We start from the raw sequence: 15348 nt of genomic DNA on the forward strand, positions 1-15348 counted from the left end.
GTGCCCGATCCCCGCCGGGGTCGGTGGGACGACGGCGCCCCCCGAAACACAACATGTCACACAAACTCCACAACGCCCGGTCGAGATGCCGGGCGGCGGCCTCCTCAGGCGTCCCGGCGCTCGGCCAACCAGGCAGCCAGGAGACCCACGGCCACGGCATAGGCGCAGAGCAGCCCGAAGCCCACCCAGGGTGAGAAGGCCTCCCCGGCCTGCTCCGGCGTCAGCCGCACCGCGGTCATGGCAGCACCGATGGTGGCCGGAAGGAACTTCGCCGCCGTGTCCCGCAGCCCCGAGGGCAGGGCCTGGTCGATGAGGGGCAAGACGAAGAGCACCCCCACGAAGGTGCTGATGGCCCCGGCGCTGTGGCGCACGCAGGCCCCGATCCCAAGAGCCAGGAGGCCGAGGACGCAGAGGTAGAGGCCACCGCCGGCCACCGCCCGCAGGACGCCTGGCTGGGCCAGGGTGGCGGTCGGGGTTGTCCCGTGGAGGATGGCCTGGCCCAGGAAGAACGCTGCGAAGGCGCACACCTCCCCGACCACGAGGGCGACGAAGCCGAAGACCAGGGCCTTGGCCACCAGGACGAGCCAGCGCTGCGGCACGGCCAGGTAGGTGCCCCGGATGGTGCCGGTGCCGTGCTCGGCGCTCACCACCAGCACCCCGAGCACGCCCAGGGCCAGCTGCCCGAAGAGCAGGCCGGTGAGGCTGAGGCTGGTCGGGTCGAAGGTCAGCCGGCTGAACGGGGCCTGCTGGTGCCAGTGGGCGGCCTCGGTGGCGGTGGCCAGGGCGTCGATGGCCAGGGAGAGGACGACGGTGGCGCTCAGGGCGACGACGGTGGAGCGGACCGACCAGAACTTCGTCCACTCGGCCGCAAGCGCCCGACCGAGCCGCTCGCCGAGGCTCGGCGGGCTCGCCGCTCGCCGGCGCCCGGCGGCGTCCCGGAGAGCCCCGGTCAGGAGACCGTCGCTCCTGGCCGGCCCGTTCACGCCGCTCCCCCTCGGTACTCGGCGGCCTGGGCGGTGGTCTGGAGGAAGGCCTCCTCCAACCCGGCCTGGTCTGGGCTGAGCTCGTGGAGGACCACCCCCTCGGCGTGGGCCAGCTCGCCGATGGCGGCGGCGTGCAGGCCGCTCACGACGATCCGCCCCTCGCCGGCGGGCTCGACCCGTCCCCCGGCCCCGAGCACGGCCCGGGCGAGCCGGTCGACCTCGGGGCTGGCGACCCTGACGCGGGCCGGCGCGTACTGCTCGAGGAAGGCGGCCATAGAGGTCTCGGCCACGAGCCGGCCCCGGCCGACCACCACGAGGTGGTCGGCGGTGAGGGCCATCTCGGCGAGCAGGTGGCTGGAGACCAGGACGCAGCGGCCCTCGGCGGCCAGGCGGCGCAGGAGGGTCCGGACCCAGCGGATCCCCTCGGGGTCCAGGCCGTTGACCGGCTCGTCGAACAGCAGGGTCGGCGGGTCGCCGAGCAGGGCAGCGGCGATCCCGAGGCGCTGGCCCATCCCGAGGGAGAAGGTGCCGGCTCGCCGGTCGGCCACTGCGCCGAGGCCGACCAGGTCGAGGACCTCCTCGACCCGGGAGGCGGGCAGGCCGCCAGCTCGGGCCAGGGCCTGGAGGTGCCGGCGGGCGCTGCGCCCGGGGTGGAAGCCCCGGGCGTCAAGCAGCGCCCCGACCTCCCGCAGGGGCCAGGGCAGGTCGCGGTAGGGCCGACCGTCGACGAGCGCGCTGCCGGCGTCGGGGCGGTCGAGGCCCACGATGATCCGCATGGTCGTGGACTTGCCCGAGCCGTTCGGCCCGAGGAACCCGGTGACTCGCCCGTCGGGCACGTCGAAGCTCAGGTCCTCCACGGCCGTGACCCGGCCGTAGCGCTTCGTGACCCCCCGGACCTGGATCACGCCGCCGGACCCCTCAGCTGTTCCCGGCGGCCTGGAACCGGGCCCGGGCGGCTCGGACCACGAGCTCGACCGCCGCGTCCTCGTCGATGGCCGTGGTGTCCAGCACGAGGTGGTAGAGGCGGGGATCCCCTGGGTGGACCCGGTAGAAGACCTTGGCGTAGGCGTCCCGGGCCCGGTCCGAGTGCCGCTGGGCGGTGGCGGCCTGCTCGGGGCTCAGGCCTTCGCTGGCGGCGACGCGGGCCACCCGGGCCTCGACCGGGCCGTCGAGGCGCACGCAGCAGACCCCGGGGTGGTCGCGTAGCACCACCATGCCGCAGCGGCCGAGCACCACCGCCCCGGTGGTGCTGGCCGCTTCCCGCAGGACCGCCTCGGTGGCCTCCCGGAACCGCTCGGGGTCCTCGGCCGAGAGGTCCACCGCCTCGGGCCCCACGGGCACCGCTGCGTGGGCCAGGGCTGCGGCGAGGCGCTCCATGAGGCTCGGGGCCCGCTCGTCGAGGGCTTCGGCTGCCTCCTCGGAGAGCTGCAGGCGGGCAGCCACGGTCGGGGGGATGGCCCGGTCCAAGAAGGGCAGGCCGAGCTCCTTGGCCACGCGGGGGCCGATCCGGCTGCCCCCGGCCCCGAAGGTCGCCGAGATGGTCACGACTCCTGGCACGGCACCTCCCTCGCTCCCGGCATCCTCGACGCTCAGCTCCCTGCGGCCGCTGGCGGCCCGAGCACCCGGACCCCCACCGCCTCGAGCCGACCGCGGTGCCCGGGCCGGAGCTCGCAGACCACCGGCGTCCCCGCGGCCACTTCCCGCCCCCCGTCGGCCAGGGCGGTGCAGTGGAAGGGGACGACGACCGTCTGCTCGGTCACCTGGAACCCGAGCTCGCCCAGCCCTCGGGCCGAGTCGTAGGCCAGTACCTGGCCGAGGCGGGGCCCGTCCCACCAGCCGCCGGTGCCCACCGCCTGGGCTGGCAGGAGACCGACCCAGCCGAGGACGCCGGGCGGCCCGGAGGGTCCGGTGGCGCTCAATGGACGATCTTGCCGAGGGGCAGCTCGAGGATGTCGGTGGCCCCCCGGTCCTTCAGCGCCGGGATGAGGACGTTGACGTCCTCCTTGGCCACCACGGTCTCCACCGCGTAGCCGCCCCCGCCGACGAGCTCCGAGACGGTCGGGGCCTTCATGGCGGGCAGCAGGGCCACCACCTCGGCCAGCTGCTCGGCCGCCACGTTCAGCTTGAGGAGCACCTTGCCCCGGGCCTCCAGGGCCCCCTGGAGGAGGGTCAGGAGCTGCTCCATGGCGTGGCGCCGCTCGGGGTCGGTAGCAGCGTCGGGGTTGGCTACCAGCTCGGTATGCGAGACGAGGAGGGTGTCCACGATCCGGAGGCCGGCGGCCCGCAGGGCCCGTCCGGTCTCGGTGATCTCGACGACGGCGTCGGCGATGTCGGGCACCTTCGCCTCGGTGGCCCCGTAGGAGAGCCGCACCTCGGCCTTCACCCCGTGGGCCTCCAGGAACCGCCGGGTCAGCTCGGGGTACTCGGTGGCCACCTTGACCCCCTCGGGCAGGTCCTCGACCCGGGTGACCGGCGAGGACTCGGCCACGGCCAGCACGACCCGGATGGGGTTGGCGGTCCGCTCCCGAGGTCGAAGAGCCCGTCAGCCACGTACCGGGGGATCTCCTGGGGGCGCAGGATCCGGACCTCGGCGACCCGGGGGTCCTCGATGCGGGCCCGGTAGTCGACCTCCGAGCTGCGGACCACGGCGAGGTCGGCGGCCTCGAAGAGGTCCAGGGTGGCCTTCTCCAGGGAGCCCTTGGGCAGGACCAGCCGCAGCACCCTCAGTCCCCCGCCGTCGTTGCCACGCGGCGCAGCAGGGCCACGGTGTCGAGGGCCCCGGCGCAGGCCTCGTACCCCTTGTTCGTGGGCCCCGGGCCGCTGCGGGCCAGGGCTTGGTCGAGGTCCTCGGTGGTCAGCACCCCGAAGGCCACCGGCAGCCGGTACTGCAGCTGGACCTGCTGGAGCCCCGCGGCGCACTGGCCGGCCACGAACTCGAAGTGGGCCGTCTCGCCTCGGACCACCGCCCCCAGGGCCACCACGGCGTCGACCGTACCCGAGGCGGCGAGGGCCGCGGCGGCCAGGGGCAGCTCGAAGGCGCCCGGCACCCAGCAGAGGCTGGTCCCGGCCACCGCCGCGCCGGCGTCGGCCAGCGCGGCGAGGGCGCCCTCGAGGAGGCGGAGGGTCACCCCGCCGTTGAACCGCCCGCAGGCCAGGCCCACCCGGACCGGCGCCTCGGCGAGGACGGCGTCCCGCTCGCTGCGCTCCAGGACCCCGAGGACGGCGCCGACCCGCTCTCCGAGGCGGCGGGCCTCGGGCAGCGAGAGCTCGACCTGCTCAGAGGACATCGTCGAGGCCTTCGAGGAGGTGGCCGAGGCGTTCCCGCTTCGTCCGCAGGTAGGAGACGTTCTCGGGGTTCACCCGGGGACGCAGGGGGACCCGCTCCACGATGTCCAGGCCGAAGCCCTCCAGGCCCCCGTACTTGGCCGGGTTGTTCGTCAGGAGGCGCATGCGGCTCACCCCGAGGTCGACGAGGATCTGGGCCCCGATGCCGTACTCCCGGCTGTCGACCGGCAGGCCCAGCTCCACGTTGGCCTCGACCGTGTCCCGACCCTGCTCCTGGAGGCTGTAGGCCCGGAGCTTGTGGGCCAGCCCGATGCCCCGTCCTTCGTGGCCCCGGAGGTAGACGACCACGCCGGTGCCCTCGGCGGCCACCAGCCGGAGGGCCTCTTCGAGCTGCGGCCCGCAGTCGCAGCGCAGGGAGCCGAAGACGTCCCCGGTCAGGCACTCGGAGTGGACCCGGACCAGGACCGGGTCGGTGCCGGCCACGTCCCCCATGGTGACCGCCAGGTGGTCCTCCCCGTCGAGCAGCGACCGGTAGACGTAGCCGGTGAACTCCCCGAGGCTCGTCGGGATCCGGGCCGGACCGGCGACCCGCTCGACCAGCTTCTCCCGCTGGCGGCGGTAGCGGACCAGGTCGGCGATCGACACCAGGGGCAGCCCGTGCTCCTCGGCCATGGCCTCGAGCTCGGGGAGCCGGGCCATGGACGCCTTGTCCTTCGAGACCACCTCGCAGAGCACCCCGGCCGGGTAGAGCCCGGCCAGCCGCACCAGGTCGATGGTGGCCTCGGTGTGCCCCTGGCGCTTCAGCACCCCCCCGGGCCGGTAGCGCAGGGGGAACACGTGGCCGGGTCGGGCCAGGTCCTCGGGCCGGGTGGCCGGGTCGATGAGGGCCCGGATGGTCCGGGCCCGGTCCTCGGCCGAGATCCCGGTGGTGGTGCCGTGCCGGGCGTCGACCGAGACGGTGAAGGCGGTCCGCTGGGACTCCGTGTTCTCCCCCACCATGAGCGGCAGGCCCAGCTCGTCGGCCCGTTCGGGCAGCAAGGGGACGCAGATGACCCCCGAGGTGTGGGCCAGGAAGAAGGCGATGGTCTCGGCGGTGGCCGCCTCGGCGGCCATGACCAGGTCCCCCTCGTTCTCCCGGTCGGCCGCTTCCTCGATGCTCGACAGGGCCATCTAGGCCACCTTTCCTCCGGGTCGCCCCGGCCTGGCCGGGACGAGCTCGACCTTCAGGTCGTCGCCGAGGCGCGCCACCCCGACGATCCGGCCCCGCCAGAGCGCCCCCATGCTCTGGGCTCCGGGACCCGCGAACATGGGCAGCGCGTCGGCCCCCCCGAAGAGCGCCGGTGCGTAGTAGAAGACGTAGCGGTCCACCAAGCCGGCGGCGTGGAAGGCGTGGGCGACCGCTGCGCCCCCCTCGACCAGCAGCTGCAGGACCCCCCGGCGCCCCAGGTCCTCCAGCACCGTCACCAGGTCCCCCCCGACCTGCTCGGCCGGCTCGACCCGAGCCCCAGGCGGGACCGCCCCCAGCACCACCCGCAGGGGTTGGCGGTCCTCCGCGTGCCCCGGGAGCCGGACGGTGAGCTCGGGGTCGTCGGCCCGGACCGTGCCGGCCCCGACCAGCACCGCTTGGGAGGCCGCCCGCAGCCGGTGGACGTCTGCCCGGGCCTCCGGCCCGGTCAGCCACTTCGAGCTGCGGTCCGGGGCCGCGATGCGGCCGTCCAGGCTGGCCGCCAGCTTCAGGACCACGTAGGGCCGGCCAGTGCGCCGGTGGGTCAGGTAGGGGGCCAGTTGCTCCTCGACCGCCTCGGCCCGCAGGCCCGAGCGCACCTCGACCCCGCCGGCCGCCAGGGCAGCGAGGCCCCGGCCCTGGACCCGCGGGTCGGGGTCCTCCAGGCCGACCACCACCCGCCGGACCCCTGCGGCCAGCACGGCGTCCACGCACGGCGGGGTCCGGCCGTGGTGGCTGCAGGGCTCCAGGGTCACCACGAGCGTCCCGCCCCGGGCTGCCGCCCCGGCGGCCTCGAGGGCCACCACCTCGGCGTGCCGGCCACCGGGCGGCTCGGTGGCCCCTTCCCCGACCACCTGCCCCTCGGGGCCCAGGACCACGCAGCCCACCCAGGGGTTCGGGGCCACCGCCGGGCCCCGCTCCCCGGCCAGGGCCAGGGCCCGGCCCATGGCCGCCTCCTCGGCCGCCGACCACGGACCGTCGGCTCGACCCGAGGCCGGCGTCGAGGCGGGCTCCTGGCGCAGCGCCGCCCCGCTCACGACGCCCCTTTCGTCGCCAGGGCCCCCTCGGCCGCCCGCCGGATCGCCTGGGCGGCCTCCCAGGGCCGTTCCCGGCCGAAGATCGCCGACCCTGCCACCAGCACGTCGGCCCCCGCTCGGGCCACCAGACCCGCCGTGTGCTCGTCGATGCCTCCGTCCACCTCGATCCGCACCGCCAGGCCCCGCTCGTCCACCGCCTTGCGGGCCTCGGCAAGCTTCGGCAGCACCTCCGCCATGAAGCGCTGACCGCCGAACCCGGGGTGGACGGTCATGACGAGCAGCAGGTCGCAGGCCTCCAGGTAGGGCAGGACGGTGTCCAGGGGGGTCTCGGGGTTCAGGGCCAGGCCCGCTTGGAGACCCAGGCGGCGGGCCTCGGCCAGCAGCTCGGCGCTCCGGCCGACCTCCACGTGGACCGTGCAGCCGTTCGCCCCGGCCTCGGCGAACGCCCCCAGGTACGACCCGGGGTCCTCCATCATGAGGTGGCAGTCGAAGAACAGGCCGCTGTGGCGGCGCAGGGAGGCCACCACCGGCGGCCCGATCGTCAGGTTCGGCACGAAATGGCCGTCCATGACGTCGACGTGCAGCCAGTCGGCGGCCGGGCTCACCTCCCCTACCGCCTCGGCCAGGTTGCCGAAGTCCGCCGAGAGGACCGACGGGGCGATCAGGACCACGCCCCGCAGGCTAGCGGCCCCCGCTCCGCTCCTCCCCGAGCCGGGTCCCTGCGGGGAGCCGGGCCCCCCGCCACCACGCCGCTCCGCCCATGGGGCCCCGCCCCTCGGGCTGGACCTGGTCGAGGGCCAGGGCCGTCCCCTCGCCGGCCTGGACCACCAGGGCCTCGGCCAGGGGTCCCCGCCCCGGGCCGAGGACCGTGCCGGGCCGGGGGGCCGGGCCGAGCGGGGGGTCGCCGGGCGGCGCCGGCAGGGGGGTGGCGGCGAGGACGTGGAGCCGACGGTCCCCCACCCGGGTCTGGGCCCGGCCCAGCCGCACCACCCTCGCCAGGTGCTCGGCCGGCTGCTCCCAGTCCAGGACCAGCTCCTCGGGGGTCAGCTTCGGGGCGAGGGTGGCCTCCCCGACCTGGGGCTCTCCCGGACCGAGCCCCTCGACCCCCCGAGCCAGGACCTCGACCAGCAGCGCCGCCCCTGTGGCGGCCAGCTCGGCCGTCAGGCTGGCGGCCGTGTGCTCCGGCCGCACCGGCACCTCGACCCGGGCCAGGACCGGGCCGGTGTCGAGCCCTTCGTCGAGCCGCATGATGCTCACCCCAGTGACCGGGTCCCCGGCCAGCAAGGCCCGCTCCACCGGGGCGGCGCCCCGCCACCGGGGCAGCAAGGAGAAATGGACGTTCACCATGGGCAGCTCGGCCAGGATCGCCGCCGGGATGATCCGGCCGTAGGCCACCACCACGCCGAGCTCCGCCCCGGCCCCGAGGACGTCCTCCAGCCGGTCGGTCACCGCCAGGCCCAGGGCGGTCGCGGCCCGCTTCACCGGGCTCGGGCTCAGCTGGCTTCCCCGCCCCCGGCGCCGATCCGGCCGCGAGACCACCAGCCGCACCTCGTGGCCGGCGGCCACCAGGGCCTCCAGGCTGGGCACCGCCGCCTCCGGGGTGCCCAGGAACACCAGCCGGGCCACCGCCAGCTGGCGCTCAGCGCGGGCTGCGCCGCCGGCCCACGACCCCCCGGATCCCCTTCGCCTCGAGGGGATCGAGGAGCTGCCCCAGCCCGTCGGGATCCCCGGCAGCCGGGGTCAGGGCCCGCTCGGCCAGCAGCCGCTTCGCTTCCCGCCGCTGGTCGGGGTCGAGCCGCTCCACCAGCAGCACCCCGTCGAGGTGGTCGACCTCGTGCAGGAACACCCGAGCTTCCAGCTCGCTGGCCTCGATCGAGATCTCCTCCCCGTCGAGGCCCACCCCCACCAGGTGCACGTCCTTCGGCCGGGTGATGGGCCAGAACAGGCCGGGCACCGACAGGCACCCTTCCTCGTAGGTCCAGGTCCCGCTGGTCTCCACGATCCGCGGGTTCACCACCACCCGCGGACCCCGCCCGTCCCCGGTGTCCCAGACGAACAGCCGCCGCCGCACCCCGACCTGGGGGGCGGCCAGGCCGACCCCGGGGGCGGCGTACATCGTCTCGATCATCTCCTCGGCCAGCTGGGCCACCCGGCCGTCGACCTCCTCCACTTCCTGGGCCACCTGCCGCAGGACGGGATCGCCGTAGGTCCGGATCGCCAGCTCAGCCACCTGCTCATGGTACCGGCCGGTCGAACGGGCAGGGCCGGCACCAGCGCACCCGCCTACACCATAGGTGGCACCACCGGTAGTACCCTGGGGCCGTGGAGAAGACAACGGTGTACCTGCCGCCGGATCTCAAGGCTGCTGTCAAGCAGGCCGCCGCGGCACGCGGCGTCTCCGAGGCAGAGGTCATTCGGGAGTCGATCCGTGCGTCGGTCGGCGGGATTCGCCCGCGCCCGCGGGGGGCGCTCTTCGCAAGCGGGCGTCCGATCGCTCGCCAGGCCGACGAGCTGCTGGCCGGGTTCGGGGAGCGCTGAACCGTGCCACCGGTCATCGTGGACACGAGCGCACTCCTCGCGTTCTTCGACGCCTCGGAGCCCGACCACCGCGCGGTGTCCGAGGTGCTCGTGACCGCCGAGACCCCCGTGGTCTCCCCCTATGTCGTCGCCGAACTGGACTACCTCGTCGGCACCCGACACGGGCTAGAGCGCGGGCTGGTCGTCCTCGACGAGCTCGCAAGCGGCGCATGGGACCTGGCCGGCCTCGACACGGCAAGCCTCCGCCGGGCCCGCGAGGTCATCGCTTCCTACCCGGACCAGCGGATCGGGGTGGCCGACGCGTCGATCGTGGTCCTCGCGGCGCGCTATCGGACCCGCTCGATCGCCACCCTCGATCGCCGGCACTTCGACGTCCTCCGACCACTCGACGGTGGCTCCTTCCAGGTCCTTCCCTGAACCACCGAGGACGCGCCGGAAAGGCGCCGGCCACCCCGCTCACCAGCCACCGGCGCCGCGAGCTGCCCCGCCCGCTCAGTCGTCGTCGGGGTCCACGGCCACCACCAGGCCAGCGGGACGCCGCAGGGCCGCCAGCCGGTCGAGGAGGGCTTCTCGGTCCGAGGACCGCACCTCGACCCTCCCAGCGCCGAGGGGTCGGCCAGCGACCCGGCCGCCTCGTCGCTGGTCGGCCCGTGGAGGACCACTCGGCAGGTGAAGGGCGGCAGGCCGACCTCCCGGCGACCCGCCGTGTCCGCCTCGGTCACCGGCGTCGGGTCGGCCAACAGGGCAGCCCGGACCGCGGGGTGCTCGGGTTGGCGGGTCTGGAGCACGAGCCGGCCCGGGGCCCGGCCGGCAGCTCCGAGCGCCCTGGACCGCCCGACCAGGCGGGCCGCCCGGGCGAGCAGGGCCAACGCCCCCGCGCTGGCACCGACCCGGGGGGCCAGCAGCTGCGGGTCCAGGTCGGCGAAGGCCACCAGGTCCGCTGGCTCGCCCCGCAGGGCGGCCTCCGTGCCGACCACCACGGCCGCCCCCGCCGGCCCGGCGGTCCCCTCGGCGGTCCGGAGCGCCACCGGCACCCCGGCGGCCTGGGCCAGGGCCCGGGCGAAACGGGCCGCCCCGGGCTGCTCCTGGCGGAGCCGGGTCGCCCCGCAGGCCGCGCAGACCAGGGGCCGCTCCGCCCCGCAGGTCGGGCACGAGAGGACCGCGGGCGCGCCGGGGCCCGGCCCCTGAAGCGGCGTGGCGCAGCCCTCGCAGCGTTGCAGCGCCCGACAGCGGGCGCAGCGGACCCGGCGGGCTTCCCCCAGGCGGTTCAGGACCACGACCACCCGCCGGCCCGGCTCCGCGTGGGCCCAGCGGCACCAGCGCACCAGCGTGCCGCTCACCAAGCCCTCCCGGGGGTCGGCCCGGGCCAGGTCCACCACCTCCACGGCTGGCCAGCCGGCCCGCTCCACCGCCCGAGGCGGGACGCTGAGGGGCCCGAGGTCGAGCAGGCCGGCCGTCGGGCACGGCGAGGTCGCCAGCCACGGCACCGCCGCCTCCTTCGCCTGCTGCGCCAGGACCTCCGGCGCCCACCAGGTGGGCGCGGCCTGCTCCCGCAGGGCCCGGTCGTGACCGTCCAGGACCACCGCGCCGGCGAGGGCCGGCAGCGGGGCGAACGCCGCGGCCCGGCTCCCGACCACCACCCGGCCACCGGCCCGGGCCGCCGCCCAGTCCTCGGGCAACAGGGCCACCGGCCAGCCCCCTGACCGCAGCCCCTCGGCGACCTGCTGGGCGTCGGCGCGCTCGGGCACCACCACCACGACCCCAGCGCCGTCCTTGGGCCCGCCGCCCTGGGCCGGCCGGCTCGCCAGCACCCCGAGGGCGGCGTCCGCCAGGGCGGTCAGCGGGACGGCCGGGCCGATCCGCACCACCCCGCCGCCGTGCTCCAGCGCCCTTCGCACGACCGCCGGCCAGCCCGCCGCCGTGGCCCTCGTCGCCGGACGGCTCGGGGGGAACGGCCCGGGAGCCGGCAGGGACCTGACCACCCGGGGACTCGAGGCGCTGCCCAGCAAGGGCGCGGGGCTGGCCGCCCCGTACCGCCAGGCCGCCCATCCGCACGCCGCCACCACCCGGGGCGGCGGCCCGACCCCCCGACAGGCCAGCAGGGGCTTCAGGTCGCCGTCGACCGCCGAGCTCGTGTCGAGGCCCACCACCCAGCCCCGCAGGCGCCGCGGCCCGAGGGCCACCCGCACCTCGCTGCCCACCGTCACCTGGTCGGCCAGCTCGGCGGGCACCCGGTAGTCCAAGGGCCGGACCCCCGAGCGGACCTCCACGACCACCCGGGCGAACAGGTCCTCGCTCAGAGGTCCAGGGCCCGCTTCAGCTCCTCCAGCCGCGGCGTCTGCTCCCAGGTCATCTCCTTGTCGGCCCGGCCGAAGTGCCCGTAGGCCGCGGTCCGGCGGTAGATGGGCCGGCGCAGGTCCAGGTCCCGCACGATGCTGGCCGGCCGCAGGTCGAACAGCTCGCGGACCGCCCGCTCGATGCGCAGCGGGTCGACCGTCTCGGTGCCAAAGGTCTCCACCAGCAAGGACACCGGGTGGGCCACCCCGATGGCGTAGGCCACCTGCACCTCGCACCGCCGGGCCGCACCGGCCGCCACGACGTGCTTCGCCACCCAGCGAGCGGCGTAGGCCCCCGAGCGGTCCACCTTCGAGGGGTCCTTCCCCGAGAAGGCCCCGCCGCCGTGCCGGGCCATGCCCCCGTAGGTGTCCACGATGATCTTCCGACCCGTCAGGCCGGTGTCGGCGTGGGGACCGCCCAGCTCGAAGCGGCCCGTCGGGTTGGCCAGGAGCCGCATCCCCTCGCTGTCCAGGGTCGGGGGCAGCAGGGGGGCCACGACGTGCTCCCGGAGGTCCGGCAGCAGGAGGGTCTCCAGATCGACGCCCTGGGCGTGCTGGGTGGAGATCAGCACCGTGTCCAGGGCGACCGGCCGGTCGTCCTCGTAGACCACCGTCACCTGGGTCTTGCCGTCGGGCCGCAGGTACGGCAGCATGCCGACCCGCCGCACCTGGGCCAGGCGCTGGGCCAAGCGGTGGGCCAGCCAGATGGGCAGCGGCATGAGGTCCGGCGTCTCGTCGCAGGCGTAGCCGAACATCATCCCCTGGTCCCCGGCCCCCTGGGCGTTCAAGAGGTCCTCGCCCGCGGTGCCGGCCCGCACCTCGTGGGCCAGGTCGACCCCCTGGGCGATGTCCGGGGACTGCTCGTCGAGGGCCACCACCACCCCGCAGGTCCGCCCGTTGAACCCCACGGCGTCGCTGTCGTAGCCGATCTCGCAGATCACCGACCGGACCAGGCTCGGGATGTCGACGTAGCAGCTCGTCGAGATCTCGCCGGCGACGACCACCAAGCCGGTGGTCAGCAGCGTCTCGCACGCCACCCGCCCCAGCGGATCCTCGGCCAGCACCGCGTCCAGCACGGCGTCGGAGATCTGGTCGGCCATCTTGTCCGGGTGGCCCTCGGTGACCGACTCCGAGGTGAAGGTGGTGCGACGGCTCACGAGCGGCTCCTGCTCCTCGTCCGATGGGACTGTCGTCCAGTGGGACTGGCCCAGCGTCAGCCCCCGGCCCGGTCCCCACGGGCGCCGAGCCACTCGACCACCCTATCCAAGACGGCGTCCGCCACCTCCCGCTTGCTCCGCAGCGAGACCACCTGGCGCCCTCCGTCCTGGTCCACCACCACGACCTCGTTCGTCTCGCCCTCGAACCCCACCCCGTCCCGGCTCACGTCGTTCGCCACCACCAGGTCCACGCCCTTCGCCGCCAGCTTCGCCTCGGCCGAGGCCAGCGGGTCCCCGGTCTCGGCGGCGAAGCCCACCAGGACCTGCCCGGGCCGCCGACGTCGGCCCAGCTCGGCCAGGATGTCCTCGGTCGGCACCAGGTCCAGCGCCGGGGGCCCTTCGGCCTTCTTGAGCTTGGCCGGGGCCACCCTCGCCGGCCGGAAGTCGGCCACGGCGGCCGCCATGATCACCACGTCGCAACTGGGGGCCTCGGCGAGGACCGCTTCGGCCATCTGGGCCGCCGTCTCCACCCGCACCACCCTCGCCCCTGCCGGCACCGGCTGGTCCGCCGTGGTCACCAGGACCACCTCGGCCCCCCGGGCCGCGGCCGCCTCGGCCAGGGCGTGCCCCTGCTTGCCTGACGAGCGGTTCGTCAGCACCCGGACCGGGTCGATCGGTTCCCTGGTGCCCCCGGCGGTCACCAGCACCCGGTGGCCGGCCAGGTCCCGGGCCCGGCACAGCACGTCGGTGACCGCCGCCACGATGGCCGCCGGTTCGGCCAGCCGGCCGGCCCCCACGTCCCCGCCGGCCAGCCGGCCCGATGCCGGCCCCACGACCACCACGCCCCGCCGGCGCAGCGTGGCGACGTTGTCCTGCACCGCCGGGTGCTCCCACATCTCCGTGTGCATCGCCGGGCAGACCACCACCGGGGCGCGGGTGGCCAGCACCGTGGCGCTCAGCAGGCCCTCGGCGATCCCGTGGGCGTAGAGCCCGAGGAACCGGGCAGTGGCCGGCACCACGAGGACCAGCTCCGCCCACTGCCCGAGCCGCGTGTGGGGGACGGGGTCGGCATCGGACCACAGCGACCGCCGGACCGGCTCTGAGGCCAGGGCCGAGAACGTCGTGGCCCCCACGAACCGCTCGGCCTCGGCGGTCATCACCGGGACCACGTGGGCACCCTCGTCGACCAGCCGGCGGCAGACCTCCACCGCCTTGTAGGCGGCGATCCCGCCCGTCACCCCCAGCACCAGCCGCCGGCCGGCCAGCCGGGGCGCCGCCGAGGCAGCCTCCCCTGCCGCGGCTCCCTCGTCCATGCCGCCTGGGCTCCGCGTCGCCCTGCGCCGCGCCGGCTCAGGCGGCGGGCTCGCCGTCCCCGTCGCCCCCCGTCGCCAGGCCGGCGTCCGGCACGGCGTTCACCGTTGCGGCGGCCGCAGCGGCCGTCCCCTCGGCCTGGTCCTCGGAGTCGTGGCCGGCGGCCTCCCCGCTGGCCGCCTCGTCGTCGCTCGGCACCCTTGGCAGGGCCTTGCCAGCAGCGATCTCCTCGAACGCGATGGTGAGGGGCTTGCCCGAGACGGAGGTCACCTGCGGTGGGGCGATCCGTCCCAGACCCTCCCCGAGGCTCGTGTAGTAGCTGTTGATCTGCCGAGCCCGCAGCGCCGCCAGGGTGACCAGGGCGAACTTCGAGCCGGTCACCTCCAGCAGCCGCTCGATCGGCGGGTCCATCAACGTCGGGGTCCGCTGTGCCATCCGCTCCGGTCCTCGTCCTCTCCCTGCTGCCCCTGCGCCCCGGTGCCCTGTCCGCCGGGTCGGCCAGCCTGCTCCGATTCCGACCCCTCGCCGGGCGCTTCGGACACTGCCGTCGAGACGCTCGCCCCGATGGGCGCGCGTCGCCGCCGACGCTCCTGCTCAAGTATACCGAGGATCTCCGCCACCGCCCGGTCGACCTCGTCGTTCACCACCACCGCGTCACAGATCTCCCGAAGCCCGGCCACCTCGGCCCGTCCCGTGGCGATCCGTCGAGCCACGGCCGCCTCGTCGTCGCCCCGGGCCCGCAGCCGGGCCTCCTGGACCTCCTCGCTCGGCGGCACCAGCAGGATCACCAGGGCCCCCGGGTCCAGGGCCCGGATCTGTCGGGCTCCTTGCAGGTCGATCTCCAGCAGCACGTCCTTGCCAGCCGGTGGGTCGGGGACCGGGGTGCCGTAGAGCTCGCCGAGGAACTCCGCCCACTCGAGGAACCCCCCCGAGGCGACCCGCGCCAGGAAGGTCGGCCGGTCCACGAAGACATAGGCGTCCGGAGACTCCCCGGGCCGCCGGGCCCGGGTCGTCCACGAACGGCTCAGCCAGAGCGTCGGATCGGCGGCGACCAGTCGGGCGGCCACCGTCCCCTTGCCGGCCCCGCCGGGGCCTGCCAGGACGACGATCAGGACTTGCTGGTGGCGTCCAGCAGGGCCTTGCGCTGGTTCGCGCCCAGGCCCTGCAGCCGGCGTGTCTCGCTGATCCCGGCAGCCTCCATGAGCCGCCGGGCCTTCACCTTGCCGAGCCCCGGTAGCGACTCCAGGACCGAGAGGACCTTCATCTTCCCGACCGTCTCGTCGCTGTCCGCGCGGGCCAACAGGTCGGCGAGGGAGATCGTGCCCATCTTGAGCTTCTCCTTCACCTCGGCCCGCTCCCGGCGGACCTTGGCCGCCTTGTCGAGGGCCGCCTGACGCTGCTCGGCGGTGAGTGCGGGAGGTTGCGGCATGGCGGCCACCTTAGCGCCGGCACCCGGGCCTCGGGGGACACTGCCCA

At 75.6% G+C, this 15348-nt stretch carries 17 protein-coding genes and 2 pseudogenes; 2 read left to right on the top strand and 17 right to left on the bottom strand.

The genetic code is table 11. From position 1 onward, the window contains the following. Positions 1-104 precede the first annotated feature (104 nt). The 11 genes and pseudogenes from Acit_RS07765 to def all read right to left on the bottom strand — a co-directional run. Positions 105-983 carry a hypothetical protein gene (locus Acit_RS07765; RefSeq protein ID WP_248107727.1) on the bottom strand — a complete coding sequence of 293 codons (879 nt, stop codon included), beginning with the start codon at positions 981-983 and terminating at the stop codon, positions 105-107. Beyond that, positions 980-1888, bottom strand: coding sequence for an ABC transporter ATP-binding protein (locus Acit_RS07770; protein WP_248107729.1), 909 nt, complete (start codon positions 1886-1888; stop codon positions 980-982). Before Acit_RS07770 ends, Acit_RS07765 begins: the two co-directional genes overlap by 4 nt. 13 nt (positions 1889-1901) lie before the next feature. Further along, a complete protein-coding gene (locus Acit_RS07775; RefSeq protein ID WP_248107730.1) occupies positions 1902-2540 on the bottom strand; it encodes a cytidylate kinase-like family protein in 639 nt (212 codons plus the stop codon). A 32-nt stretch (positions 2541-2572) separates the two neighbouring features. Further along, the gene (locus Acit_RS07780; protein WP_248107734.1) at positions 2573-2902 is read right to left on the bottom strand and encodes a hypothetical protein; all 330 of its coding nucleotides are present in this window, start codon (positions 2900-2902) and stop codon (positions 2573-2575) included. Further along, positions 2899-3704, bottom strand: a pseudogene (gene hisG, locus Acit_RS07785) (ATP phosphoribosyltransferase). The gene Acit_RS07780 and the pseudogene hisG overlap by 4 nt, the downstream one beginning before the upstream one ends. Positions 3705-3706: 2 nt before the next feature. Beyond that, positions 3707-4270 (bottom strand): 6,7-dimethyl-8-ribityllumazine synthase, encoded by a 564-nt coding sequence (gene ribH / locus Acit_RS07790; protein ID WP_248107739.1) that lies wholly within the window; start codon positions 4268-4270, stop codon positions 3707-3709. After that, on the bottom strand, positions 4260-5438 hold the full coding sequence (locus tag Acit_RS07795) for a bifunctional 3,4-dihydroxy-2-butanone-4-phosphate synthase/GTP cyclohydrolase II (RefSeq protein ID WP_248107742.1): 1179 nt from the start codon (positions 5436-5438) through the stop codon (positions 4260-4262). Before Acit_RS07795 ends, ribH begins: the two co-directional genes overlap by 11 nt. Further along, positions 5439-6530: a bifunctional diaminohydroxyphosphoribosylaminopyrimidine deaminase/5-amino-6-(5-phosphoribosylamino)uracil reductase RibD gene (gene ribD / locus Acit_RS07800; RefSeq protein WP_248107744.1), complete on the bottom strand. Its 1092-nt coding sequence runs from the start codon at positions 6528-6530 to the stop codon at positions 5439-5441. It lies immediately after the preceding gene. Next, complete coding sequence (rpe, locus tag Acit_RS07805) at positions 6527-7201, bottom strand: ribulose-phosphate 3-epimerase (protein ID WP_248107747.1); 675 nt, start codon at positions 7199-7201, stop codon at positions 6527-6529. Before rpe ends, ribD begins: the two co-directional genes overlap by 4 nt. A gap of 10 nt (positions 7202-7211) precedes the next feature. After that, positions 7212-8156 carry a methionyl-tRNA formyltransferase gene (locus tag Acit_RS07810; protein ID WP_248107749.1) on the bottom strand — a complete coding sequence of 315 codons (945 nt, stop codon included), beginning with the start codon at positions 8154-8156 and terminating at the stop codon, positions 7212-7214. 127 nt (positions 8157-8283) lie between these two features. Beyond that, positions 8284-8760: pseudogene (gene def, locus Acit_RS07815) on the bottom strand (peptide deformylase); the annotation flags it as partial. 92 nt (positions 8761-8852) lie between these two features. Between def and Acit_RS07820 the strand changes: the two are divergent. Together Acit_RS07820 and Acit_RS07825 are read left to right on the top strand one after the other, a co-directional pair. After that, positions 8853-9068: a ribbon-helix-helix domain-containing protein gene (locus Acit_RS07820; RefSeq protein ID WP_248107755.1), complete on the top strand. Its 216-nt coding sequence runs from the start codon at positions 8853-8855 to the stop codon at positions 9066-9068. 3 nt (positions 9069-9071) lie between these two features. Further along, positions 9072-9485 (top strand): PIN domain-containing protein, encoded by a 414-nt coding sequence (locus Acit_RS07825; RefSeq protein WP_248107758.1) that lies wholly within the window; start codon positions 9072-9074, stop codon positions 9483-9485. Here the strand turns inward: Acit_RS07825 and Acit_RS07830 are convergent. From Acit_RS07830 to mihF, 6 genes are read right to left on the bottom strand one after another with little or no spacing between them, the layout of a single operon-like run. Next, a complete protein-coding gene (locus Acit_RS07830; protein ID WP_248107760.1) occupies positions 9395-11344 on the bottom strand; it encodes a primosomal protein N' family DNA-binding protein in 1950 nt (649 codons plus the stop codon). The two genes, Acit_RS07825 and Acit_RS07830, sit on opposite strands and share 91 nt — an antisense overlap. A 20-nt stretch (positions 11345-11364) precedes the next feature. Further along, entirely contained in the window at positions 11365-12561 is a 1197-nt protein-coding gene (gene metK, locus Acit_RS07835; protein ID WP_248107763.1) for a methionine adenosyltransferase, read from the bottom strand. Positions 12562-12617: 56 nt separating this feature from the next. After that, positions 12618-13874, bottom strand: coding sequence for a bifunctional phosphopantothenoylcysteine decarboxylase/phosphopantothenate--cysteine ligase CoaBC (gene coaBC / locus Acit_RS07840; RefSeq protein WP_248107765.1), 1257 nt, complete (start codon positions 13872-13874; stop codon positions 12618-12620). A gap of 37 nt (positions 13875-13911) precedes the next feature. Beyond that, the gene (gene rpoZ, locus Acit_RS13075) at positions 13912-14307 is read right to left on the bottom strand and encodes a DNA-directed RNA polymerase subunit omega (RefSeq protein ID WP_282436562.1); all 396 of its coding nucleotides are present in this window, start codon (positions 14305-14307) and stop codon (positions 13912-13914) included. Beyond that, complete coding sequence (locus Acit_RS07850; protein ID WP_312710244.1) at positions 14283-14984, bottom strand: guanylate kinase; 702 nt, start codon at positions 14982-14984, stop codon at positions 14283-14285. The genes rpoZ and Acit_RS07850 overlap by 25 nt, the downstream gene beginning before the upstream one ends. After that, on the bottom strand, positions 14981-15301 hold the full coding sequence (mihF, locus tag Acit_RS07855) for an integration host factor, actinobacterial type (protein ID WP_248107769.1): 321 nt from the start codon (positions 15299-15301) through the stop codon (positions 14981-14983). The genes Acit_RS07850 and mihF overlap by 4 nt, the downstream gene beginning before the upstream one ends. Between the last annotated feature and the right edge of the window lie 47 nt (positions 15302-15348).

The sequence above is a fragment of the Aciditerrimonas ferrireducens genome (assembly GCF_023130475.1).
Taxonomy (GTDB): Bacteria; Actinomycetota; Acidimicrobiia; order Acidimicrobiales; family UBA8190; genus Aciditerrimonas; species Aciditerrimonas ferrireducens.

Bases quoted from the DNA above. Each gene is read 5' to 3' on its own strand.
- ribH (WP_248107739.1), bottom strand. From the start codon at position 4,270: ATGTCCTCTGAGCAGGTCGAGCTCTCGCTGCCCGAGGCCCGCCGCCTC.
- rpoZ (WP_282436562.1), bottom strand. From the start codon at position 14,307: ATGGCACAGCGGACCCCGACGTTGATGGACCCGCCGATCGAGCGGCTG.
- coaBC (WP_248107765.1), bottom strand. From the start codon at position 13,874: ATGGACGAGGGAGCCGCGGCAGGGGAGGCTGCCTCGGCGGCGCCCCGG.
- mihF (WP_248107769.1), bottom strand. From the start codon at position 15,301: ATGCCGCAACCTCCCGCACTCACCGCCGAGCAGCGTCAGGCGGCCCTC.
- Acit_RS07795 (WP_248107742.1), bottom strand. From the start codon at position 5,438: ATGGCCCTGTCGAGCATCGAGGAAGCGGCCGACCGGGAGAACGAGGGG.